The organism is Streptomyces durhamensis (genome assembly GCF_000725475.1).
Lineage (GTDB): Bacteria > Actinomycetota > Actinomycetes > Streptomycetales > Streptomycetaceae > Streptomyces > Streptomyces filipinensis.
This window is the reverse complement of the sequence record NZ_JNXR01000007.1, coordinates 379,967-401,812: the sequence shown is the minus strand read 5'-3', so window position 1 is coordinate 401,812 and position 21,846 is coordinate 379,967. Positions and strand designations below refer to the sequence as shown.

19 protein-coding genes are annotated in these 21,846 nt (G+C 71.5%); 10 read left to right on the top strand and 9 right to left on the bottom strand.

Translation table 11 applies throughout. From position 1 onward, the window contains the following. The first annotated feature begins 28 nt into the window (after positions 1-28). Entirely contained in the window at positions 29-2,431 is a 2,403-nt protein-coding gene (locus IO33_RS0112830; protein ID WP_031163897.1) for a galactose oxidase early set domain-containing protein, read from the top strand. A gap of 3 nt (positions 2,432-2,434) precedes the next feature. Here IO33_RS0112830 and IO33_RS0112825 read toward each other — a convergent pair whose 3' ends face one another. The 4 genes from IO33_RS0112825 to trhA form a co-directional block, all read right to left on the bottom strand. Further along, complete coding sequence (locus IO33_RS0112825) at positions 2,435-3,157, bottom strand: Mut7-C RNAse domain-containing protein (protein WP_031163895.1); 723 nt, start codon at positions 3,155-3,157, stop codon at positions 2,435-2,437. 33 nt (positions 3,158-3,190) lie between these two features. Then, positions 3,191-3,826, bottom strand: coding sequence for a TetR/AcrR family transcriptional regulator (locus IO33_RS0112820; protein ID WP_452746328.1), 636 nt, complete (start codon positions 3,824-3,826; stop codon positions 3,191-3,193). A 5-nt stretch (positions 3,827-3,831) separates the two neighbouring features. Beyond that, positions 3,832-5,382 carry an MFS transporter gene (locus IO33_RS0112815; RefSeq protein WP_031163890.1) on the bottom strand — a complete coding sequence of 517 codons (1,551 nt, stop codon included), beginning with the start codon at positions 5,380-5,382 and terminating at the stop codon, positions 3,832-3,834. 112 nt (positions 5,383-5,494) lie between these two features. After that, entirely contained in the window at positions 5,495-6,208 is a 714-nt protein-coding gene (gene trhA / locus IO33_RS0112810) for a PAQR family membrane homeostasis protein TrhA (RefSeq protein ID WP_031163888.1), read from the bottom strand. A 288-nt stretch (positions 6,209-6,496) separates the two neighbouring features. On the opposite strand from trhA, the gene IO33_RS0112805 reads away from it, so the two are divergent. Then, a complete protein-coding gene (locus IO33_RS0112805) occupies positions 6,497-8,317 on the top strand; it encodes a phosphoenolpyruvate carboxykinase (GTP) (protein WP_031163886.1) in 1,821 nt (606 codons plus the stop codon). A gap of 206 nt (positions 8,318-8,523) precedes the next feature. Here the strand turns inward: IO33_RS0112805 and IO33_RS0112800 are convergent, their stop codons facing one another. After that, positions 8,524-8,946: an SCO4983 family protein gene (locus IO33_RS0112800; protein WP_031163884.1), complete on the bottom strand. Its 423-nt coding sequence runs from the start codon at positions 8,944-8,946 to the stop codon at positions 8,524-8,526. 111 nt (positions 8,947-9,057) lie between these two features. Beyond that, positions 9,058-10,269, bottom strand: coding sequence for a pyridoxal phosphate-dependent aminotransferase (locus tag IO33_RS0112795; protein WP_031163882.1), 1,212 nt, complete (start codon positions 10,267-10,269; stop codon positions 9,058-9,060). Positions 10,270-10,394: 125 nt separating this feature from the next. On the opposite strand from IO33_RS0112795, the gene IO33_RS0112790 reads away from it, so the two are divergent. From IO33_RS0112790 to IO33_RS0112780, 3 genes are all read left to right on the top strand, one after another. Beyond that, positions 10,395-11,141, top strand: coding sequence for a hypothetical protein (locus IO33_RS0112790; RefSeq protein WP_245235771.1), 747 nt, complete (start codon positions 10,395-10,397; stop codon positions 11,139-11,141). 96 nt (positions 11,142-11,237) lie between these two features. Beyond that, the gene (locus tag IO33_RS0112785) at positions 11,238-11,843 is read left to right on the top strand and encodes a DUF1707 SHOCT-like domain-containing protein (RefSeq protein WP_051926638.1); all 606 of its coding nucleotides are present in this window, start codon (positions 11,238-11,240) and stop codon (positions 11,841-11,843) included. 154 nt (positions 11,844-11,997) lie between these two features. Further along, positions 11,998-12,831, top strand: coding sequence for a trypsin-like serine peptidase (locus IO33_RS0112780; RefSeq protein WP_031163874.1), 834 nt, complete (start codon positions 11,998-12,000; stop codon positions 12,829-12,831). Between the two features lie 3 nt (positions 12,832-12,834). On the opposite strand, the gene IO33_RS0112775 is transcribed toward IO33_RS0112780, so the two are convergent. Both IO33_RS0112775 and IO33_RS0112770 read right to left on the bottom strand, forming a co-directional pair. Then, entirely contained in the window at positions 12,835-14,445 is a 1,611-nt protein-coding gene (locus tag IO33_RS0112775; protein ID WP_031163872.1) for an N-acyl-D-amino-acid deacylase family protein, read from the bottom strand. A 24-nt stretch (positions 14,446-14,469) separates the two neighbouring features. Beyond that, positions 14,470-15,735: an amino acid deaminase gene (locus IO33_RS0112770; protein WP_031163870.1), complete on the bottom strand. Its 1,266-nt coding sequence runs from the start codon at positions 15,733-15,735 to the stop codon at positions 14,470-14,472. Positions 15,736-15,937: 202 nt separating this feature from the next. Between IO33_RS0112770 and IO33_RS0112765 the strand changes: the two genes are divergently transcribed. The 5 genes from IO33_RS0112765 (at position 15,938) to IO33_RS0112745 (ending at position 20,352) form a co-directional block, all read left to right on the top strand. Next, on the top strand, positions 15,938-16,966 hold the full coding sequence (locus tag IO33_RS0112765; RefSeq protein ID WP_031163868.1) for a sugar kinase: 1,029 nt from the start codon (positions 15,938-15,940) through the stop codon (positions 16,964-16,966). Beyond that, positions 16,963-17,736, top strand: coding sequence for an IclR family transcriptional regulator (locus IO33_RS0112760; RefSeq protein WP_031163866.1), 774 nt, complete (start codon positions 16,963-16,965; stop codon positions 17,734-17,736). The genes IO33_RS0112765 and IO33_RS0112760 overlap by 4 nt, the downstream gene beginning before the upstream one ends. Positions 17,737-17,752: 16 nt before the next feature. Continuing rightward, entirely contained in the window at positions 17,753-18,163 is a 411-nt protein-coding gene (locus tag IO33_RS0112755; RefSeq protein WP_031163863.1) for a RidA family protein, read from the top strand. 109 nt (positions 18,164-18,272) lie between these two features. Continuing rightward, complete coding sequence (locus IO33_RS0112750; protein WP_031163860.1) at positions 18,273-19,751, top strand: GntP family permease; 1,479 nt, start codon at positions 18,273-18,275, stop codon at positions 19,749-19,751. Between the two features lie 73 nt (positions 19,752-19,824). Continuing rightward, positions 19,825-20,352, top strand: a complete 528-nt coding sequence (locus IO33_RS0112745; protein ID WP_031163858.1) for a hypothetical protein — start codon at positions 19,825-19,827, stop codon at positions 20,350-20,352. A 4-nt stretch (positions 20,353-20,356) separates the two neighbouring features. On the opposite strand, the gene IO33_RS0112740 is transcribed toward IO33_RS0112745, so the two are convergent. After that, positions 20,357-21,700, bottom strand: coding sequence for a M14 family metallopeptidase (locus tag IO33_RS0112740; protein WP_031163856.1), 1,344 nt, complete (start codon positions 21,698-21,700; stop codon positions 20,357-20,359). Positions 21,701-21,846 lie beyond the last annotated feature (146 nt).

The window sequence follows — 21,846 nt, the reverse complement described above, 5'->3', positions numbered from 1 at the left end:
ACAGCCGTACGACCGCAAGGAGAGCCGCTTGAGCACGTACCGCAGACGGACCGCGCTGGTCGGGGTGGGCGCCCTGACCGCCGGTCTGCTCCTCACCTCGCCGCAGAGCGCCGAGGCCGCCAACCTGGTCAAGAACCCCGGGTTCGAGACCGCCGGCACCGGCGACATGCCGTACTGCTGGGAGAAGGCGGGCTGGGGAGACAACGACTTCACCTATGAGACCACCTCCGACGCGCACTCCGGCACGAAGGCCATGAAGGTCACCCTGACCCGCCGGGTCGACGGCGACCGCAAGGCGATGCTCACCGAGTCCACCGACTGCGCGCCCGGGGTGAGCGTCGGCAAGCAGTACGACCTGGGGCTCTGGTACAAGACCACGACCCCGGACGCCAACGTCACCCTGTTCCGGCACGACAGCACGACCGGCTGGCAGTACTGGACCGACGTCAAGACCCTCGACATGGCGTCGGCCTGGACCCGGGCCACGGTCCGGACCCCCGCGGTCCCGGCCGGCACCGACCGCATCACCTGGGGCGTCTCCGTCTACGGCACCGGCTCGGCCACCACCGACGACTACACCATGGAGCAGGTCGCCGACCCGCTCCCGCCCGCCGCCTGCACGGGCACGAACGACCAGTGCGCCGACGGCAGCTGGTCGGTCCTGCCGACCCGGAACCCGGTCCGCTCCATGCACTCCGTCGTCCTCAGCAACGGCAAGGTGCTGCTGATCGCAGGCTCGGGCAACAGCGAGGACGCCTTCGCCGCGGGCACGTTCACCTCCGCGGTGTACGACCCGGCGAACGGGACGTACAAGGTGATCCCCACGCCGAAGGACCTGTTCTGCGCCGGGCACGTGCAGCTCCAGGACGGCCGGGTGCTCGTGCTGAGCGGCAACAAGGCGTACCCGGTCGCGGGCGGCCACGGCTACGAGGGGTTCAAGGACTCGTATCTGTTCGACCCCAGCACCGAGACCTACACCAGGACCAACGACCTCAACGACGCCCACTGGTACCCGTCGGCCACGGAACTGGGCAACGGTGACGTCATCACCTTCGGCGGGCTGCGCGAGGACTCCACGGGCTCGGTGACCGCCGACCGCTGGTCGGACCGGGACCAGCAGTGGCTGCCCACCTGGAAGGTCAACCAGACCTGGTCGTTCTGGGGGCTGTACCCGTCGATGATCCTGATGCAGGACGGCCGCCTCTTCTACTCCGGCAGCCATGTCTTCGGCAACAACATCCCCGGCACGGGCTCGGCGGTCTACGACTACGACGCCAACACGATCACCCAGATCCCGGGGCTGCGGAACAAGGACGAGCGCGACCAGTCGGCGAGCGTGCTGCTGCCCCCGGCGCAGGACCAGAGGGTGCTGACCATCGGCGGCGGCAACATCGACTCCAACCCGGACGCGGGTCGGCTGACCGACGTGATCGACCTCAAGCAGCCGAACCCGTCGTACGTCGCCGGTCCGCCGCTCCCGCAGGGTACGGTCGACCTCGGGGCCGGCAAGGTCGCCGAGACCGGCGCCCAGGGCAAGATGTACGTCTCCGCCGTCCTGCTGCCCGACGGCAAGGTGCTGGAGACCGGCGGCGCCCTGCACAACCGCGCCAACCCGGTCTACGAGTCCTCGATCTACGACCCCGGCACCGGCACCTTCGACCCGGTCACCGCCGACCCCGAGTCCCGCGGCTACCATTCCTCGGCGTTCCTGCTGCCCGACGGCCGGGTGATGGCCACCGGCGACAACCCCGGCAACGGCAGCTGGAACCGCAACGTGTCGATCTACACCCCGCCCTACCTCTACAAGGGCACCCGCCCCACGATCACCTCACTGATCAACCAGGAGTGGAAGTACGGCGACACCCAGCGGATCACCGTGGACCACCCCGTCGCCAAGGCCGAGTTGATCCGACCCGCCGCGGTCACCCACTCCTCCGACCCGAACCAGCGTTTCGTCGACCTGCCGCTGTCGGTGGACGGCAACAACGTCGACCTGAACGTGACGAACAACCCGAACGTCGCCCCGCCCGGCTGGTACATGCTCTTCGCCGTGGACGCCAACGGGGTGCCGTCGGTGGCCAGGTGGGTGCACCTGACGGGCCCGGCGGCCCTCAGCCCCACCACCGCCGCCCCGCACGTCCACGCCTTCGCCGACTCCCTGTCCGGCAAGGAGTCCGGACCGGGCCCGAAGCGCACCTCGCAGGCGGTCAGCCCGACGATCTCCGGCTGCGACCGGCACTACGGCTCCCTCAACGTCTGTGTGCCGACGGTGTTCCCGGCGCAGGTGAGGAAGACGCCGGCGGCGCGCTGCGCCTGGCTCGGACAGAACCACTACGGCCGTCTGAAGGTCAACGGCGGCGACGACCCCCTGGGGCTGGACCGCAACCGCAACGGCGTCGCCTGTGAGAAGGCGGACACCGGCAGGCGCTAGGTGCTAACCGTGCTCCGCCAGGGCGCGCTCCACGATGGCCTCCAGCTGGTCGTGGTGCGCGCCCTTCCAGTAGGCGCGGCCGCATTCCGTGCACTGGGCGAAGACGTCGTAGGAGCGCTGGGTGCCGTGTTCGAGCTGGTCGGCGACCTCCGCCTTGGTGGCCTGCCGCAGCAGGCCGTTGCAGGCGGTGCAGCGGGTCCAGGGGGTCAGGTCGGGGGCGAAGCGGTCGAGGACGTCGTGCAGCTGGTCGTCGGGGCGGGTGCTGTAGACGAAGGCACCGGCCCACAGTTCGCGGCGGCGCAGCAGGCCCCGGTCGCGGCTGAGCATCACCCGCTTCTCGGCCGCCGAGCGCGCGGCCAGCGCCGGGTCGCCGATGTCGGTCGACTCGTACGCCGTGTCCACGCCGAGCAGACGCAGCCGGCGGGCCAGGGTGCCGAGGTGGACGTCGAGGAGGAAGCGGAGCGGGGCGCCGGGGACCCGCTGGGGGCGGTCGACCGGGCGTACCCGCACCGTCTCGCCGGACCGCGGGATGTGCGACACCGGCACCTCGCGGCCGTCCACGACCAGTGCGCCCACCTCGGTCAGCGGGACGCCGAGGGACTCGATGACATGGCCGAGCGTCGAGACGCCGTCCGTGGCCAGCGGCGTGGCGCCGGCGCGTCGGGCGGCCGGTACGAACAGGTGGAGCGCGGGGGCGACTTCGACGTGGATCTCGGGTCGGTTCACGACGTCAGGATCGCATGGGGGGCCGCCCGGACCTCAGCGGATTTCGTGCGGGAGGCCGTGCTCCATGACGTCCAGGGTGCGGTCGACCAGGGCCGCGAAGTCGTCCCGGTGGTCGTTCTCCGCCCAGTACATGGACGTCTCCATCAGGGCGCCGATCAGGGACATGGCGTAGACGCGGACCTCCAGGCCGTCCGGGTCGCGGCCGGTGCGCTCGCCGATGGCCTCGCAGAGCATGCGGCCGGTGGCCGACATGCTCTCCATCATCCGCGAGCGCACCGCCGGGACCTGGACCATGAGGTGGGTCCGCAGCCGGGAGACCGCGAGGTCGTCGTCCATGCCGAACTCGATGGCCCGGTGCAGGACGTACCGCATGGTCTCGGACCAGGGTTCGTCGGCGGGCCGCGCCCGGATCTCCTCCAGGATGAGCGGGTCGTACTCGTCCGTGAGGACGATGTCCTCCTTGGTCGGGAAGTACCGGAACACGGTCGACGGTGACACCTCGGCCCGCTCGGCGATCTGGTCGATCGTCGTGGCGTCGTAGCCCTGCTCCTCGACCAGCGCGTAGGTCGCCGCGCGGATCGCCTCCCGGGTCTTGATCTTCTTGCGTTCCCGCAGGCCGACATGGGGCCGGTCGGCGGGGGAGGTGCTGGGGGTGCGTGCGGCCGTCATGCCGGTCATTGTCCGGCATCCCCGGCGGGGGCGGCCACGGCCGGGGACTGCCGCGGCTCGGTGCGCCGTACGACGGGGGTGCCGGGCAGGAACAGGGCCGCGAGCAGGGCCGCCGCGAGGGAGGCGATGCCGCACACGAGCAGGACCAGGGTCATGCCGTGGACGAAGGCGGTGTCCGCGGAGGCCGCGAGGTGCGCGGAGTGGGTCCGTGCGGCGACGGCGTGCGCGGCGACCACCGACTCCCCGGCCGTGTGCGCCACCGGACCGGGCAGCCCGGTCACGTCGAGCCGGTCCCGGAAGGCGCTGGCGAGGAGGCTGCCGAGCAGCGCGATGCCGACGGCGCCGCCGACCTGGCGCAGCGTCATGAGAAGTCCGGAGCCGCTGCCGGCCCGGTCGGCGGGCAGGGTGCCGAGCGCGCCGTCCATCGCCGGGACGACCGCGAAGCCGAAGCCGAGGCCGGCCAGCGACAGCCACAGGGCCGTGAAGCCGTAGCCGGAGCCGGCCGTCGTACGGGTGCCGAGCAGGGCGGCGAAGGCGAGGACGACCAGGCCGGCGCTGACGGCCGCGCGCGCCCCGAACCGGACGACGGCCGCCTGGGCGCTCCTGGCCGCGACCAACAGCCCGAGCGACAGCGGCAGCAGCCGCACCCCGGTGGCGAAGGCGTCCTGGCCGAGCACCGCCTGAAGGTAGGTCGGCACGGTGAACATCAGGCCGGACAGCACGAACATCACGAGGGTCGCGGCGACGGTGTTGAGCAGGAAGCCGCGGTGGGTCAGCAGGGTCATGTCGAGCATGGGCCGGACCATCCGGCGTTCGCGCAGGACGAGCGCGGTGAGCAGGACGGCGGCCGCCGCGAACGTCGCCAGCACCACCGGGTCGGTCCAGCCGCGGTCCGGGGCCTCGATGATCGCGTAGATGAGGGCGCCGAGGCCGGTCGCGGTGAGCGCGGTGGAGACGGTGTCGACCCTCGGGCCCGCCGGGTCGCGGGTCTCGGGCAGCAGGAGGAGGCAGGCGGCGATGCCGAGCCCGGCCATCGGGATGTTGATCAGGAAGACCGACCCCCACCAGAAGTGGTCGAGCAGGAAGCCGCCGACCAGCGGGCCGAGCGGCATGCCGAGGGCGGAGGCGGCGGAGATCATGCCGACGGCCTTGCCCCGCTCGTCGGGGGTGAACATCGCGGGCAGCACGGCCAGCGACAGCGGCATGATCAGCGCGGCGCCGACGCCCATCACCGCGCGGGCCGCGACGACGGCGTTCACGTCCGAGGCCAGGGAGCCCAGGACCGAGCCCGCCAGGAAGACGCCGAGTCCGGTGATCAGCATCCGGCGCCGGCCGAACCGGTCGCCGAGCAGGCCCGCCGGGAGCATCAGCGCGGCGAAGACGACGACGTACGCGTCCGCCATCCACTGCTGCTGACCGGTCGTGGCGCCGAGCTGCCCGGCCATGGTCGGCAGGGCCACGTTGAGGATCGTCGAGTCGAAGGCGAGCACCAGCATGCTCGCGACCAGGGCCCCCAGGGCCCACCAACGCCGAGGGTTCGGAGTGACAGTAACCATGAAATGAAAGTAACTCTCAAAAACATGTGACTGTCAATGGCGAGCTGGTGTCAGGCACACGAAAACGGCCACGGCTGGTGAGCCGTGGCCGGAAGGGGAAGGGGGTGCGGGGTTATGCGTGCTGGTACGCCACCAGCGAGATGCCGACGTAGTGGACGACGAACGCGGCGAGCGTCAAGGAGTGGAAGACCTCGTGGAAGCCGAACCAGCGCGGGGACGGGTTCGGCCGCTTGATGCCGTAGACCACGCCGCCCACGCTGTAGAGCAGACCGCCGACGATCACCAGGACCAGGACCGCGATGCCGCCGGTGCGCAGGAAGTCGGGCAGGAAGAAGACGGCCGCCCAGCCCATCGCGATGTAGCAGGGCGTGTAGAGCCAGCGCGGGGCGCCGACCCAGAAGACGCGGAAGACGATGCCGGCCGCGGCGGCGGCCCAGATCCCCCACAGCAGCCACTGCCCCTTCGCGCTGGGCAGGAGCAGCATCGTCAGCGGGGTGTAGGTGCCCGCGATGATCAGGAAGATGTTGGCGTGGTCCAGACGGCGCAGGACGCCGTCCATCCGGGGGCTCCAGTTGCCCCGGTGGTACAGCGCGCTGACGCCGAAGAGCAGGCAGGCCGTCAGGACGTAGATCCCGCAGGCGACACGGCCTCTGGTGGAGTCGGCGAGGGCGGTGAGCACGAGTCCCGCGATGAGTACGGCCGGGAACATGCCGAGGTGCAGCCAGCCGCGGAGCCTGGGCTTGACCGGGTGCGGCAAGGAGAGCGCGACGGGACCGCGGCCGCTGGCCGGCGTCTCCGTGGGCGCGTCAGGGGCGGACGCAGTCATGCGGGGCATGGTACCTACGACGCCGTAAGTCGGGTATCCGCGCGGCTCTTGGTCGATCGAACGCAAAAAGACCTTCAGGTGGCGCATACCTGGACGCAAAGGAAACGTAAACCCCGCTGGAAACCGTGGCCTTCCTCACGTGCTCACCTGTGAGGCCCCCTGGACATATGGGCACTCGTGTCGGATACGATCAAATGAGTGCAGTCGGCACCGGATGAGCATCACGAAGCGTCCGGGTCGCAGCCCCCACGGGGCCACCAGGACAAAATCCCTCACTTAGGAGCAACCGTGGCGCGCGACAACTCGGCTTCCAGCGTTCCCACCAACCATCAGGAACTGATCTCGTGGGTGCATGAGATCGCCGAACTGACGCAGCCGGACGACGTGGTCTGGTGTGACGGATCCGAGGCCGAGTACGACCGGCTGTGCGAAGAGCTGGTGGCCAAGGGCACCTTCAAGAAGCTCGACCCGATCAAGCGCCCCAACTCCTACTACGCGGCCTCCGACCCGACCGACGTCGCGCGCGTCGAGGACCGCACCTTCATCTGCTCGCAGAAGGAGGAGGACGCGGGCCCCACCAACCACTGGAAGGCCCCCGCCGAGATGCGGGAGATCTTCACCGGCGAGAAGGGCCTGTTCCGCGGCTCCATGCGCGGACGCACCATGTACGTCGTCCCGTTCTGCATGGGCCCCCTCGGCTCCCCGTTGTCCGCGATCGGCGTGGAGATCACCGACTCCGCCTACGTCGCCGTCTCCATGCGCACGATGACGCGCATGGGCCGGCCGGTCCTCGACGAGCTCGGCGACGAGGGCTTCTTCGTGAAGGCCGTGCACACCCTCGGCGCCCCGCTGGAGGAGGGCCAGCAGGACGTCCCGTGGCCGTGCAACTCCACCAAGTACATCTCGCACTTCCCCGAGGACCGCGAGATCTGGTCCTACGGCTCCGGCTACGGCGGCAACGCCCTGCTCGGCAAGAAGTGCTACGCGCTGCGTATCGCCTCGGTCATGGCGCGTGACGAGGGCTGGCTGGCCGAGCACATGCTGATCCTCAAGCTCACCCCGCCGCAGGGCGAGTCCAAGTACGTCGCCGCCGCCTTCCCGAGCGCCTGCGGCAAGACCAACCTCGCCATGCTGGAGCCGACGATCTCCGGCTGGACCGTGGAGACCATCGGTGACGACATCGCCTGGATGCGCTTCGGCGAGGACGGCCGCCTGTACGCGATCAACCCCGAGGCCGGCTTCTTCGGTGTCGCGCCCGGCACCGGTGAGCACACCAACGCCAACGCGATGAAGACGCTGTGGGGCAACTCGGTCTTCACCAACGTCGCCCTCACCGACGACGGTGACGTGTGGTGGGAGGGCATGACGGAGGAGACTCCCGCCCACCTGACGGACTGGAAGGGCCGCGACTGGACCCCGGCGTCCGCCGAGCCCGCCGCGCACCCCAACGCCCGCTTCACCACCCCCGCCGCGCAGTGCCCGATCATCGCGCCGGAGTGGGAGGACCCCAAGGGCGTGCCGATCTCGGCGATCCTCTTCGGCGGCCGACGCGCGAGCGCGGTGCCGCTGGTGACGGAGTCCTTCGACTGGAACCACGGTGTCTTCCTCGGCGCCAACGTGGCCTCCGAGAAGACCGCCGCCGCCGAGGGCAAGGTCGGCGAACTGCGCCGCGACCCGTTCGCGATGCTGCCCTTCTGCGGCTACAACATGGGCGACTACATGGGTCACTGGGTCGACGTGGCCAAGGGCAAGGACCAGTCGAAGCTGCCCAAGATCTACTACGTCAACTGGTTCCGCAAGAACGACGAGGGCAAGTTCGTCTGGCCCGGCTTCGGCGAGAACGCGCGTGTCCTGAAGTGGATCGTGGAGCGGCTGGACGGCAAGGCCGAGGGCGTCGAGACGCCGATCGGCATCCTGCCGGCCAAGGCGGCGCTGGACACCGACGGCCTGGAGCTGTCCGAGTCCGACCTGGACTTCCTGCTCACCGTGGACAAGGAGGTCTGGCGCGAGGAGGCCGCCCTGGTCCCCGAGCACCTCAACACCTTCGGCGACCACACCCCCAAGGAGCTGTGGGACCAGTACCGCGCGCTGGTGGAGCGCCTGGGCTGAACAAGCCCGTCCCAGACTCCACGGCCGGTCCGGATGCCCTGACCAGCGATCGTCACGGCCGGCCGTGGTGACCACCCCGGCGGGGCCCCGCACAACGGCGTGCGGGGCCCCGCCTTCCTTTGTCGCGCGCGATGTCATGGCGCCCGGTCCGCGCGTCGCTGCGGGTGCACGCGGACCGGGGCCGATCGGGGACCCCTCGTCGGGGGTCAGTGGGCCGCGCTGAGTTCCTTCGGGTCGGCCGACAGCGCGGCGCCGTGCGCGTCCATCCGCTCGGCCGCGAGGATGGCGGCCGCCGTGTCCGCGCGCGAGGCGGCGACCACGAGGGCGCGTCCGGCCAGGGCGTGCGCGCGCCGGTGCAGGGCCGTGAGGTCGGCGGCGGCGGACGGCGTCGCCCGCAGCGGGGCCCGCCCGCCCCGGAGCCGGGTCACCTGCTCGGCGAGCCGTTCGGCGGCGGTCTCCAGGTCGGCCGACGGGGCCGGTCCGCGCAGTTCGTCGGTCACGGCGAGCAGGGCCGCGAGGTGCCCGGCGAGCTGGATGTCCAGTTCCTCCTCGCGCGACCGGTGGGGGAAGTCGGAGGCGGTGCCGGCCGTCGTGCTGTGGACCGACTTGGTGCGGATCGGTTCGTACATGGGGACGGCCTCCTGTGCTCTGACAGGAAGCCATCCTAGCTTAGATTTCGTCTAAAGTTGAGTCGAGTCACGGAAGGGAGTCCATCGACTACACCCCGCCGTGTCCGTCCGCTACGGCTGGCCGTATCCGTCCAGGAAGTTCCCGATCCGGGTGATCGCGTCCCGGAGATCGCCGACCGACGGCAGCGTCACCACCCGGAAGTGGTCCGGCTCCGGCCAGTTGAAGCCCGTGCCCTGGACGACCATGATCTTCTCCTGGCGCAGCAGGTCCAGGACCATCTGCCGGTCGTCCTTGATCTTGAAGACCTGCGGGTCGAGGCGCGGGAAGAGGTACAGCGCGCCCTTGGGCCGCACGCAGCTCACGCCCGGGATCTGCGTCAGCAGTTCGTACGCGGTGTCCACCTGCTCCTTCAGCCGGCCGCCCGGCAGGACCAGGTCGTTGATCGACTGGCGTCCGCTGAGCGCGGCGACCACACCGTGCTGGCCCGGCATGTTGGCGCACAGCCGCATGTTCGCCAGGATCGTCAGGCCTTCGATGTACGACTGCGCGTGCGCGCGCGGACCGGAGATCGACATCCACCCGACCCGGTAGCCCGCCACCCGGTACGCCTTCGACATGCCGTTGAAGGTGAGGGTGAGCAGGTCGGGGGCGACCTTCGCGGTCGGGGTGTGGGTGGCGCCGTCGTAGAGGATCTTGTCGTAGATCTCGTCGGAGCACACCAGCAGGTTGTGCCGGCGGGCGATGTCGGTCAGGCCCTTGAGCACCGCCTCGTCGTAGACCGCGCCCGTGGGGTTGTTCGGGTTGATGACGACGATGGCCTTGGTGCGGTCGGTGACCTTGCGTTCGACGTCGGCGAGGTCGGGCATCCAGTCGGACTGCTCGTCGCAGCGGTAGTGCACGGCCGTGCCGCCGGACAGGGAGACCGCCGCCGTCCACAGCGGGTAGTCCGGGGCCGGTACGAGGACCTCGTCGCCGTCGTCGAGCAGGCCCTGCATGGCCATCACGATCAGCTCGGAGACGCCGTTGCCGATGAAGACGTGCTCGACGTCCGTCTCGACGCCGAGGGTCTGGTTGTGCATGACGACCGCGCGCCGGGCGGCCAGCAGGCCCTTGGCGTCGCCGTAGCCGTGCGCCGTGGAGACGTTGCGGAGGACGTCCTCCAGGATCTCGCGCGGGCACTCGAAGCCGAAGGCGGCCGGGTTGCCGGTATTGAGCTTGAGGATGCGGTGGCCCGCCGCCTCAAGCCGCATGGCCTCTTCGAGAACCGGACCCCGGATCTCGTAACAGACGTTGGCGAGCTTGGTCGACTGGATCACCTGCATGCCCGTGAGCTTACGGCCCGGTAACGCTTCATGGGTCGTGTTTTCCACCACGTGAGACCGGGGGTTTGCCCGGATATCGCCGAAGGCTGTCTCAGGAGCCACTTGCGTCCCTAGAATCCGCTGTCATGTCCACCGAACGGGAGCATGAGACGGGGGCGTACGGCGCGCAGGGCCCGGGCGGTGAGCAGCGGGAACGACCGCCCGCGCCACCCGCCCAGCCGGCGCTTTCGGTGCCGCCGAACGTCTACCTCCGGCAGGCCCCGGCGCCGGCGTACGACGACTACGCCGACCCGGCCGCCGCGCACGGCTGGCAGAACGCGTACGACGAGACGCGTGAGCTGCCCCCGCTGACCGAGGCCGCCCGGCCGGCCGAGCCGGTCCGGCCGGGCGAGGGCAGGGCCGCGCGGCGGCGTGCCGGGCGGCGCACGGGTGGCCGCCGACGGGTGGCGGCCGTCGCCGGGGTGCTGGGCGTGGCCGGCGCCGCCGCGGTGATCGCCGCTCTGGCGGGCGGCTCGGACGCCGCGCCCCCGGACGGGTCCCGCCCGGCCGGTACCGGGCGGGTCGCCGCCGGTGACTCGGCCGGCGTGAGCCCCCGTACGGGCACCGGCTCCCCGGCGGCGACCGTCTCGACGGCCGCCGGCGGCCCCGCCGCGGCGGCGCCGTCCGGCTCGGCCGCCTCCCCGGCCGCCCGCGCGTCCCGGACGGCCGGCGGCCCGAGCGGCGCCGCGTCCCTCTCGCCTTCCGCTCCGGCCACGTCGGCGTCGGTGTCCGCGCCCACGCCCACCGCGACGGCGGCCGGCCCGGCCTCCTCCGCCCCGGGCCTGCCCGGCGGCCGGGGGCACGGTCGCGGCGCCACCAAACACCCGCACTGACCGGCCGGCGGCCTCTTTGCCGTCAACACCCCTGTCCACCCAGCCGTTTGGCGCGCCGCCTGCCGTAAGTCGCGTCCCCCGTGCGAGGGTTGCCCCATGACAGAGCAGCCCCCTGCGGCGGAACAGCCGCCGACCGCTGCCGGCACGCTCGCCTGTGACGAGGACCGGGAGCGTGCCGTCGAGCGGGTGCGCGCCGCCGTGGCCGACGGCCGCCTGCCGCTGGCCGAGCTGGACGACCGGCTCGGCCGGGTGTACAGCGCCCGGACGCTCGGCGAGCTGGCGGTCGCCGTGCGCGGCCTGCCCGAACCGGGGCCCAGGGACGCGCTGGTGGTGGACCGGGTGCCCGACTCCCGCTGCGCGCTGGGCGTGTTCGGCGGCTTCGCCCGCGAGGGCCGCTGGGTCGTCCCGGAGCGGTTCACCTCCTGGTCGATGTGGGGCGGCGGCCGACTCGACCTGACCGAGGCCCGCTTCGCCTCCCGGGAGACCGAGATCCGGGCGGTCGCGCTCTGGGGCGGCACCGAGATCGTCGTCCCGGACGACATCGACGTCGAGGTCAGGGGCCTGGGCCTGTTCGGCGTGTTCGGCAGGCGTGGCGCCGGCAGGGCGCGGTGGCCCGGTGCCCCGCGCGTCGTGATCAGGGGGCTGGCGCTGTTCGGTGCCGTCGTCACCAAGCCGAAGGCGCTGGGCAAGACGTTCCGCTGACCGGCGAGCCGGCGCGGCCCTCCCGCACAGGGAAACCCCTATGACCTGACGTGGCTCCTTGTTCGCCACCCCTCGCAGCATTGAGAATGCGCATGACAAATCAAGGGTGGCCGGAAGATGTCCGGTCGCTCAAGTCGTCAGAGGGGACCCCCACATGAACAAGCCTCTCCTTGCCGCACTCTCCTCCGTGGCCATAGCCGGGCTGGGCGCGGCCCCCGCAGTCGCCGCACCGCACACCGCCGCCAAGCCCGCGGTGACCGTCAACTTCGCCGGCACCGTCTCGCTCAGCAACTGCTCCGGTTCCGTCATCCGCTTCCCCAACTCCGCGGACACCGACCCGGCGCTCGTGCTGACCAACGGCCACTGCCTGGAGACGGGCTTCCCCGAGCCCGGCGAGGTCATCACCGGCCAGTCCTCCAGCCGTAGCTTCGGCCTGCTCAACGCCAGCGGCAGCAAGGTCGCCACCCTCCGTGCCAACCAGGTCGTCTACTCGACCATGACGGACACGGACGTCACGATCTACCGCACCACCACCACGTACGCGGCGATCAAGAACTCCTACGGGATCTCCCCGCTCACCGTCCAGGACACGCACCCGACCGCCGGCACCGCCATCAAGGTCGTCTCCGGCTACTGGAAGCGCACCTACAGCTGCAACGTCGACGGGTTCGTGTACCGGCTCAAGGAGGGTGACTGGACCTGGAAGGACTCGCTGCGCTACACCTCCTCCTGCAACACCATCGGCGGCACCTCGGGCTCCCCGGTGATCGACACGGCCACCGGCAAGGTCGTGGCGGTGAACAACACCGGCAACGAGGACGGCGAGCGCTGCACCGAGAACAACCCCTGCGAGGTCGACGAGAGCGGCAACGTCACCGTCCGCAAGGGCATCAACTACGCCGAGGAGACGTACAACATCCCGGCCTGCTTCACCACCGGCAACAAGCTCGACCTCAGCGCGTCCGGCTGCACCCTGCCCAAGCCGTAGGGGTCACACCGGGGTACGGCGGACGGACCGGCCCGCGAGCACGTCCGTCCGCTTCCCGTCCTCGATGACGAACCGGCCGTCGACCAGGACGTACGGGATCCCCGTGGGAAGCGTCCGCGGCTCGGCGAAGGTCGCGCCGGACGCCACCGACCGGGGGTCGAACAGCACCAGGTCGGCCCGGTACCCCTCGCGTACCAGCCCCCGGTCCGGCAGTCGCAGCCGGGCCGCGGGCCGGGACGTGAGGTGGGCGACGCACTCCTCCAGCGAGAGGATCCCCGACTCGCGCACGTAGTGGCCGAGATAGCGCGGGAAGGTGCCGTAGGCGCGCGGGTGCGGCTTGTCGCCCCGCAGGATCCCGTCGGAGCCGCCCGTGTGCGTGCGGTGCCGCATGATCGCGCGGACGTTGTCCTCGTGGCCGACGTGCTGGAGGACCGTCGTACCCAGCCGGTCCTCGACCAGCAGCCGCCGGGCGGTGTCCCAGGGGGCCTCGCCGCGCGCGCCGGCCGCCTGCCGGACGGTGCGGCCCACCAGGTCCCCGAGCGCGGTGTCGGTGACGCCGGAGACCTCGATCGTCCCCCAGTCCACGGGCACGCCGTGGCAGCCGTCCGAGCCGGTCACCTCCAGGTCGTGCCGGATCCGCTCGGCCGCCGCCGGGTCGGTCAGCCGGGCCAGGACCGCCTCCGGGCCGCCCTCGCTCGCCCAGCTCGGCAGCAGCGCGGCCAGGGTGGTGCAGCCGGGGGTGTAGGGATAGCTGTCCAGCGTGATGTCCGCACCGGCGTCCAGGGCGTCGTCGAGCAGGGCCAGCAGCTCAGGGGCCCGTCCCTCGTTCACCCCGAAGTTCATCGTCGCGTGGGCCAGATGGAGCGGACAGCCGGCCTCGCGGGTGAGGGCGACCATCGCGGCGTACGCCTCCAGGGCGCCGGCGCCGTAGGAGCGGTGGTGCGGGCAGTAGTAGCCGCCGTACGACGCCACCACCCGGCACAGCTCGGTCAGTTCGGCGTCCGGGGCGTACATGCCGGGCGTGTAGGTGAGCCCCGACGACATCCCGACCGCGCCCTGCTCCAGCCCCTCCGCGACCGACCGCCGCATCCGGGCGAGCTCTTCCGGGGTGGCCGCGCGGTCCTCCCAGCCGACGACGAGGGCGCGGACCGTGCCCTGGGGGACGAGATAGGCCGCGTTCACGGCGATCCCGCGATCCAGCCGGTCCAGGTACTCGCCCACCGACCGCCAGTCGAGGTCGAGGTCGTCGCCGTACCCGTTCCACCCGGTGATCGCCCGGCGCACCTCCTCCAGGGTGCGGTCGTCCACCGGCGCGTACGACAGCCCGTCCTGGCCGATGACCTCCAGCGTCACCCCCTGCGCCGCCTTCGCGCTGTGATCGGGGTCCCGGAGCAGGGCGAGGTCGGAGTGGGCGTGCATGTCGATGAAGCCGGGGGAGAGGACCAGGCCCTCCGCGTCCAGCTCCCGCACGGCGCGCGGGCGCTGGCAGCCGGCCGCGGCGGCCTCCTTGACGATCGAGACGATCCGGCCGCCGTCGATCACCACGTCGGCCCGGTACGACGGCTCGCCGCTGCCGTCGGCGACGTCGGCGTCCCGGATGACCAGGCCCTCCATGTCCCGCCCTCCCTTCACCGGCTCCTAGAAGAACGTACGGATGTAGTCGACGACCGTCCCGTCCGCCTCGGCCACCGGGATCAGCTGCCACTTGTCGAAGGACGTGCACGGGTGGGACAGCCCGAGGCCGATCCAGTCGCCGACCTCGACGTCCGCGCCCGGTTCCGTGCGCAGCCACGCGTGCTGGTCGGACAGGCCGGTGACGGTGACGCCGGTGGCCGCGCGCTCGACACCGTTCCGGCGTACCACCTGGGCGGTGGGCAGGTCCAGGTCGTAGGCGGCGTCGCGCTTGCCGGCGTTGACGAAGGCCTGTTCGGGGGTGGGCCGGGAGACGACCTGCGCCCACAGCCGGAAGGCGGGCTCCAGGGCGCCCTCCTCGGGGACCCGGCTGAAGGGGGTGAGCCTGCGGTAGTGCCCGTCGTCGTGCGAGACGTACGCCCCCGAGCGCAGCAGCTTCAGCACGGGCAGGGAGAGGCCGGGGATCTCCTCGAACACCTCGGCCACCGCGTCGAACCACGCGCTGCCGCCCGCGCTGACGATGACCTCCTCGGCCTCCCCGAACCGGCCCTCCTTGTCCAGTTCGACGGCGAGTGCCACCAGCCGCCGCAGATACGACCGCACCCGCGCCGGATCCGCCCGCGGCACCTCGCCCTCGTACCCCGCGACGCCGACGAGCCGCAGCGTCCCGGTGGCCGCCACGGCGCCGGCGACGGCCAGGGCCTCGGCCTCGGTGCGCACACCGGTGCGGGCGCCCTCGCCGGCGCCGAGCTCGACGACGACGTCCAGGGGCCGGGCCGAGCCCTTGAGCGCGGAGTCCATCAGCTCGACACCGCGCACGGAGTCGACGTAGCAGACGAACCGGAAACCGGGGTCGGCGGCCAGCTCGCCCGCGATCCAGCGGAGCGCGGCGGTGTCGATCAGCTCGTTGGCGAGAAAGACCCGCTGGATGCCGAACGCCCGGGCGACGCGCACCTGGTGGGGCACCGCCAGGGTGATCCCCCAGGCCCCGTGCTCGATCTGGCGGTGGAAGAGCTGCGGGGCCATGGAGGTCTTGCCGTGCGGCGCGAAGGCGAGGCCGTGCCGGGCGGCGTACGTCTCCATCAGTGCCAGGTTGTGCTCCAGGCGCTCGGCGGACAGGGCGAGCACGGGGGTGGGGAAGTCGTCCGTGAAGAGGTTGCGGCGCTGGGCGGCCAGCTCGCCGACCGTGCGGCCGTCGGCGTCCGGCGGCAGGCCCTTGAAGCGGTGGTCGACGCGTTCCTCGGCCAGCCGGGCGAGCGCTTCGGTGCTCATGGAGCCCCTCTCCTGGCTGTTGCATCCTCTGCAACAGTCATTGCATGTGGTGCTAACTGGTGTCTAGCATCTCGCCGACACCGGGTCAACGGAGCCGTCACCCGGTCATCGGACAGGAGTCATCATCAACGACGCTGCTTACGTCTCGCCCGTTGCGCACGACCGCGTGGCAAACGTGGACGTCGTGGCGCTCGGCGAGTCCATGGTCACCTTCCTGCCCAGCCGGCCGGGCCGCCTCGCGGACGTGCCCTCCTTCGACCGCGCGATCGGCGGCGCCGAGTCCAACGTGGCCTGTGTGCTGGCCGCCGCCGGCCACAGCGTCCGCTGGGTCGGCCGGGTCGGCGCGGACGGCTTCGGCGACCACCTGGTGGAGCGGATCGCCGGGTACGGCGTCGACGTCTCCTTCGTGCACCGGGACCCGGCCCGCCCGACCGGTGTCTACTTCCGCACGGCCGGCGACCGGGGCACGGGCGCGCACGAGGTCGCGTACTACCGGGCGGGTTCGGCGGCGTCGGCGATGTCCGTGGCGGACGTGGACCGGACGGCGGTGCGAGCGGGCCGGATCCTGCACCTGTCCGGCATCACGGCGGCCCTGTCCGAGTCCTGCCGCACCCTGCTGCACACCCTGACGGCCCCCCGCCCCGGGCGCCCTGTCCTCTCCTTCGACGTCAACCACCGCCCCGCCCTGTGGCGAACCGCCGAGGGTCCCCTGGTGCTGCTGGACCTGGCCCGCCGAGCGGACCTCGTCTTCGTCGGCGAGGACGAGGCGGAGGAGGCATGGGGCATCACGGGCGGCCCCGAGGCGATCAGAAGGGCGCTGCCGGAGCCGGCGGTACTGGTGGTGAAGCAGGGCGGCAGAGGAGCAACGGCGTTCGAACGCCCCACCACCGGGCCGGAGACGGACGGCGTGCGCCCGCTCCGGCGTTCTCCCGCGGTCACCTTCGAACCGGCCCCGAAGGTGGACGTCGTGGCCACCACCGGCGCCGGAGACGCCTTCGCCGCGGGCTTCCTCTCCGGCACCCTGCGCGGCCTGCCCCTCGCGGCCCGGCTCAGGTACGGCCATCTCTTCGCCGCGGCCGCCCTCACCACCCCCGGCGACCTGGCCACCCCACCCGCCAGGGACCACGCCGACCGCCTGTCCGCCCTGGACCACGGCGCATGGGGGAGACTTCGACTCGCCCCCGGCTGGACGCAGGCCGAGCGGGCCAACGAGGAGGCGAACACCCCATGAGCCAGACCGTCGACCGCGCGCTGAGCATCCTGCCCCTGCTCGCGGAGGGCCCCGCCGACCTCGGCCAGGTCGCCGACCGCCTCGGCGTCCACAAGTCCACGGCGCTGCGGCTCCTGCGCACCCTGCACGAACACGGCCTGGTCTACCGCCAGTCCGACCAGCGCTACCGCCTCGGCGCCCGCCTCTTCGCCCTCGCCCAGGAGGCGATGGAGAACCTCGACATCCGCGAGATCGCCCACCCCCACCTCGCGCGGCTCAACGAGGCCTGCGGCCACACCGTGCACCTCGCCGTGTACGAGGAGGGCGAGGTGCTCTACATCGACAAGGTGGAGAGCCGCTACCCCGTCCGCATGTACTCGCGGATCGGCAAACCCGTCGCCATCACGGTCGCGGCCGTCGCGAAACTCCTCCTCGCCGACCTCCCCGAACCCGAGCGCCGCGCCCTCGCGGACAAGCTCGACTACCCCCTGTACACGCCCCGTTCGACCCCGAACGCCGAGGCGTTCCGCAAGGAGCTGGCCACGGTGCGCGAACAGGGCTGGGCGACCGACCTCGGTGGCCACGAGGAGTCCATCAACTGCGTCGCCGCCCCCATCCGCGGCGCCGACGGACGGGTGGTCGCCGCGATGTCGGTGTCCGCGCCGAACGTCGTCGTCACCGCCGAGGAACTCCTCACCCTGCTCCCGCAGGTCCGCAGTACCGCGGACGCGATCAGCGGCGAGTACTCCGGAAGGACGCCGGTGACGGACCCCGCGAAGGACCGCGCATGACAGACAAGGACGCCGTATGACCGAGAAGACCGCCCTCACCCCGAAGACCCACACCACCCCGCCCGCGAAGTTCTCGCACGGCGTGAAGAAGGGCAACATCCTCCAGGTCGCCGGCCAGGTCGGCTTCCTGCCCGCCGAGGACGGCAAGCCCCCGACGCCGGCCGGCCCCACCCTGCGCGAACAGACCCTGCAGACCCTCGCCAACGTCCAGGCGATCCTCGAAGAGGGCGGCGCGAGCTGGGACGACGCGATGATGATCCGCGTCTATCTGACGGACGTGGACCACTTCGCCGAGATGAACGACCTCTACAACGCCTACTTCGCGGAGCAGGGCCTCACCCAGCCGCCCGCCGCCCGGACCACGGTCTACGTCGGCCTCCCGGCCGGCCTCCTCATCGAGATCGACGCGCTCGCCGTACTCGGCTGACCTCCTGACGCGTCCCCGGCCCGCCGCACACGGCACGGCGCCCTCCGGCGCGCCGTGCCGCGATCCCCCCTGCCCGAAAGCACCATGTTCTTACGCAGAGGACCCCCGTATGTCGCGTTCCGCCCTTGCCGTATCCGCCCCCGCGACCCCACCCCGCACCGGAGGCCTGCTCCTCCTCCTCGACGGCACCCCCGGCCTCCTCACGGTCGCCGCCCTCGGCATAGCACTGCTCCTCTTCCTGATCATCAAGGTGCGACTGCAGCCCTTCGTGGCCCTGCTCGCCGTCTCCGTCGCCGTGGGCCTGCTGGCCGGCCTCTCCGTCACCGAACTCTTCGGCACCGTCCAGCGCTCCGACGCCGTCTCCACCATCGAGTCCGGCATGGGCGGCATCCTCGGCCACGTCGCGATCATCATCGGCCTCGGCACCATGCTCGGCGCGATCCTCGAAGTCAGCGGCGGCGCCGAGGTGCTGGCCTCCCGCCTGCTGGGCCTGTCCGGCGAGCGGCGCGCCCCGCTGGCCATGGGCCTGACCGGCCTGATCTTCGGTATCCCGGTCTTCTTCGACGTCGGCATCTTCGTCCTCGCGCCGCTCGTGTACGCGGCCGCCAAGCGCGGTGGCAGGTCGATCCTGCTCTACTGCCTGCCCCTCCTCGCGGGCCTGTCCATGACCCACGCCTTCCTGCCGCCGCACCCCGGCCCGGTCGCCGCCGCGGGACTGCTGCACGTCCAGCTCGGCTGGGTCGTCCTCATGGGCGTCGTCTGCGGCGTCCCGGCCGTCCTGGCCGCCTGGGCGTACGCCGCCTGGATCGGCAAGCGCGTCTTCGTCGCCGTGCCGCAGGACATGGCCGAGGCCGCGGAGGAGGCCCGGCGGGCCGTCGTCGCCGAGCAGCGCGCCCAGGGCGTGGAACCGCGGGAGAGGCCGGTGCCGCTCGGCACGGTCCTCGCCGTCATCGGTACGCCGCTGATCCTGATCCTCGCGGCCACCTTCTCCTCGATCGCGCTCGATCCCTCCCCGGGCCGCTCGGTGCTGGAGTTCTTCGGTCACCCCTTCGTGGCCCTGGCCCTCGCCCTGCTGCTCGCCTACCACCTGCTCGGTATCCGGCGCGGCTGGTCGCGCAAGTCCCTGGAGGCGGTGTCGACCGCGTCCCTGAGGCCGGTCGGCAACATCCTGCTGGTGGTCGGCGCGGGCGGGGTCTTCGGCGCCGTACTGAAGGCGAGCGGGGTCGCCCAGGCGCTCTCCGACACGTTCCACGGCGTGGGCCTGCCGGTGATCGTGCTGGCGTACCTGATCTCCCTGGTCCTGCGGGTGGCGCAGGGCTCGGCGACGGTCGCGATCGTCACGACGGCGGGCATCGTGGCACCCCTGCTGACGGAGGGCCACCACTCCCAGGCCTTCGTCGCCCTCGTCATCATGGCCGTCTCGGCCGGCTCCATCTTCGCCTCGCACGTCAACGACGGTGGGTTCTGGATGGTGGCCAAGTACTTCGGCATCACCGAACGGGACACGCTGCGGACGTGGACGGTCCTGGAATCGGTGCTGTCGGTGGCGGGGTTCGGGGCGGCCGCGGTGGTGAGCGTGTTCGTGTGAACGTGACGTGAGTGAAGCCGGGGATGAGCGGGCTGACTGGTTCCGGCACAGGGAAGTCGTCCATACTGCCGCCGTGGAGCAGCGCATAGGAGCGAGCAGCAAGCCGTCCAAGGCCGAGCCGTTGAAGGCCGAGCCCGTGACGGGCGCCGGTTTCGACCCGGCGTTCATCCCCGGCATCACGGCCCCGGCCAAGGCCGTGTCCGGCGAGCCGGAGCCTCAGGACGCGGCGGAGCCGGCGGAGCCCGAGGACGCGAAGGTGTCCGAGACGACCGCGGCGGCCGAGGACGTCACGGAGTCCGTGGACGAGGAAGGCCCGGCCGGCGGCCCCGTCTTCGAGGCGGCCGACCGCCGCGCGAGGATCGTGGCCGACCGCAAGGGCGTCCGCCTCAGCCTGGACGAGGAGTCCTGCGAGTTCCGCTGGGACGAGATCGCCGCGGTCGAGACGGAGTCGCCCCGCTTCGGCAAGCGTTTCACGGTCACCGTGCACACCCCTGACCGCCGCTGGTACCCGATCGAGATCGAGGCGGCGGCCAGGGCGCGCTTCCAGGAGTGGGACGAGCAGCTGGACGCGGTGCTCGACGCCTACTTCGAGGAGGCCTGAGGAGCTAGCTGCAGTACTGGGCGGCCTTGCCGATCGCCCGGTACATGCAGTCGGCGTTCTCCAGCAGCTGCAACACGGCGTCCTTGTTACGGGAGGTCTCCCGCTCGATCACCTCGTCGGGCGGGTAGAACCCGCCGTCCCAGGCGGACGTCGGATACATCTCGAAGGTGTAGTCGAAGATCTTCTGCGTACCCCACAGATAGTCGTCGATCGACCCGTCCGTGATGTACAGATCGCTCGACTGCTCCGGCGTGTACCCGTTGCTGGCGGCCATCTTCTGCCCCACGGCCTTGAAGGCGGCGGCGTCGTCGGCCGTCATGCCGGTCGCGGTGTCGTCGTACGTCCACCCGAACGGCCACAGCACCAGCTCGCTGTAGGTGTGGAAGTCGATCCCGGCCTTGATCTGCTGCTTGCCCCCGACGACCCGGCTGCGGACGAAGCCGGCGACGACCTTCACCTCGGGCGCGGACTCGGCGGAGGCACCGCGGTAGGTCTCGGACGACTTGCTGCCGGAGGACCCGCCGCAGCAGCCCCACTTGTAGTCCCAGTTCCGGTTGAGGTCCGTACCGACGGCCGAGGAACCGGGGTTGGGCTGCCGGTTCTTCCGCCACGACCGGTACGAGCCGGTGGCGATGTCGTACTCCCCGCCGTCCGGATTCAGATCCGGCACGATCCAGATCTCCCGGCTGTTGACGAGGTTGGTGATCCGGGAGTCCTTCCCGTACCCCGCGCCCAGCTCGCGCAGCAGGTACAGCGCCATCTCCACGGTCAGGTGCTCGCGCGCGTGCTGGTGGGCGGTGAAGAGCACCTCGGGCTCGTCCTCGTCGGTCCCGACGTTGTCGCTGACCTTGATGGCGACGATGTCCCGTCCCTCGTACGACTTCCCGATCACGCGTTTGCTCATGATGCCCGGGTAGGCGGCCAGCCGCTGGTCGATCTCGGCGTTCATCTCGGCGTAGTTGTGGTACTTCGAGTCGGCGCTCGGGAAGTCGTACGGCCGCGCTCCGGACCGCACGGGGGCGGCGCCCAACGGGCTGACCTCGTAGCCGAGTCTGCGCAGCGCGCGGATCTGGTCGGCACGCCCGGAGACGACGACGGTCTCCTCGTCGGCCTCGTCCACGGTGACGCCCGCGGCCTGGATGGCCGTACGGGTCACGGGAGTCGTGCTCTGGTGGATCTCGTACTGCCGGACGTCCTGTCCGGAGGGTGCGGCCTTGCGGATGCTGTCGGCGCTGGCGCTCGGCGCGGTCGCCGCCACGGGGGCGGCCAGGGCGAGGGCCAGCAGGGCGCCGAGGCCGGCGGCACGTCTGCCGCCGCGCGCGCCGGAGCCGCGGGTGCGAAGTCGCATGAAAACTCCTTGGGGTGGAGGTGGGGTGCTTCAGTGCGACGTGCGTGGGGTGCGGGCGCCTCATGGTCCGGCTATGTCATGGTCAGGTCAAGAAGGTAAAAGCGGCTCGGCTGAAAATGGGCGGGGCGGGTCATGCGGACGCGGCG

Excerpts from the sequence above, each read along its gene's own strand:
- IO33_RS0112790 (WP_245235771.1), top strand. The coding sequence starts at position 10,395 with ATGTCCACCGAACGGGAGCATGAGACGGGGGCGTACGGCGCGCAGGGC.
- IO33_RS0112760 (WP_031163866.1), top strand. The coding sequence starts at position 16,963 with ATGAGCCAGACCGTCGACCGCGCGCTGAGCATCCTGCCCCTGCTCGCG.
- IO33_RS0112785 (WP_051926638.1), top strand. The coding sequence starts at position 11,238 with ATGACAGAGCAGCCCCCTGCGGCGGAACAGCCGCCGACCGCTGCCGGC.
- IO33_RS0112740 (WP_031163856.1), bottom strand. The coding sequence starts at position 21,700 with ATGCGACTTCGCACCCGCGGCTCCGGCGCGCGCGGCGGCAGACGTGCC.
- IO33_RS0112795 (WP_031163882.1), bottom strand. The coding sequence starts at position 10,269 with ATGCAGGTGATCCAGTCGACCAAGCTCGCCAACGTCTGTTACGAGATC.
- IO33_RS0112770 (WP_031163870.1), bottom strand. The coding sequence starts at position 15,735 with ATGAGCACCGAAGCGCTCGCCCGGCTGGCCGAGGAACGCGTCGACCAC.
- trhA (WP_031163888.1), bottom strand. The coding sequence starts at position 6,208 with ATGACTGCGTCCGCCCCTGACGCGCCCACGGAGACGCCGGCCAGCGGC.
- IO33_RS0112755 (WP_031163863.1), top strand. The coding sequence starts at position 17,753 with ATGACCGAGAAGACCGCCCTCACCCCGAAGACCCACACCACCCCGCCC.
- IO33_RS0112765 (WP_031163868.1), top strand. The coding sequence starts at position 15,938 with ATGGTCACCTTCCTGCCCAGCCGGCCGGGCCGCCTCGCGGACGTGCCC.
- IO33_RS0112775 (WP_031163872.1), bottom strand. The coding sequence starts at position 14,445 with ATGGAGGGCCTGGTCATCCGGGACGCCGACGTCGCCGACGGCAGCGGC.
- IO33_RS0112780 (WP_031163874.1), top strand. The coding sequence starts at position 11,998 with ATGAACAAGCCTCTCCTTGCCGCACTCTCCTCCGTGGCCATAGCCGGG.
- IO33_RS0112815 (WP_031163890.1), bottom strand. The coding sequence starts at position 5,382 with ATGGTTACTGTCACTCCGAACCCTCGGCGTTGGTGGGCCCTGGGGGCC.
- IO33_RS0112800 (WP_031163884.1), bottom strand. The coding sequence starts at position 8,946 with ATGTACGAACCGATCCGCACCAAGTCGGTCCACAGCACGACGGCCGGC.
- IO33_RS0112750 (WP_031163860.1), top strand. The coding sequence starts at position 18,273 with ATGTCGCGTTCCGCCCTTGCCGTATCCGCCCCCGCGACCCCACCCCGC.
- IO33_RS0112820 (WP_452746328.1), bottom strand. The coding sequence starts at position 3,826 with ATGACGGCCGCACGCACCCCCAGCACCTCCCCCGCCGACCGGCCCCAT.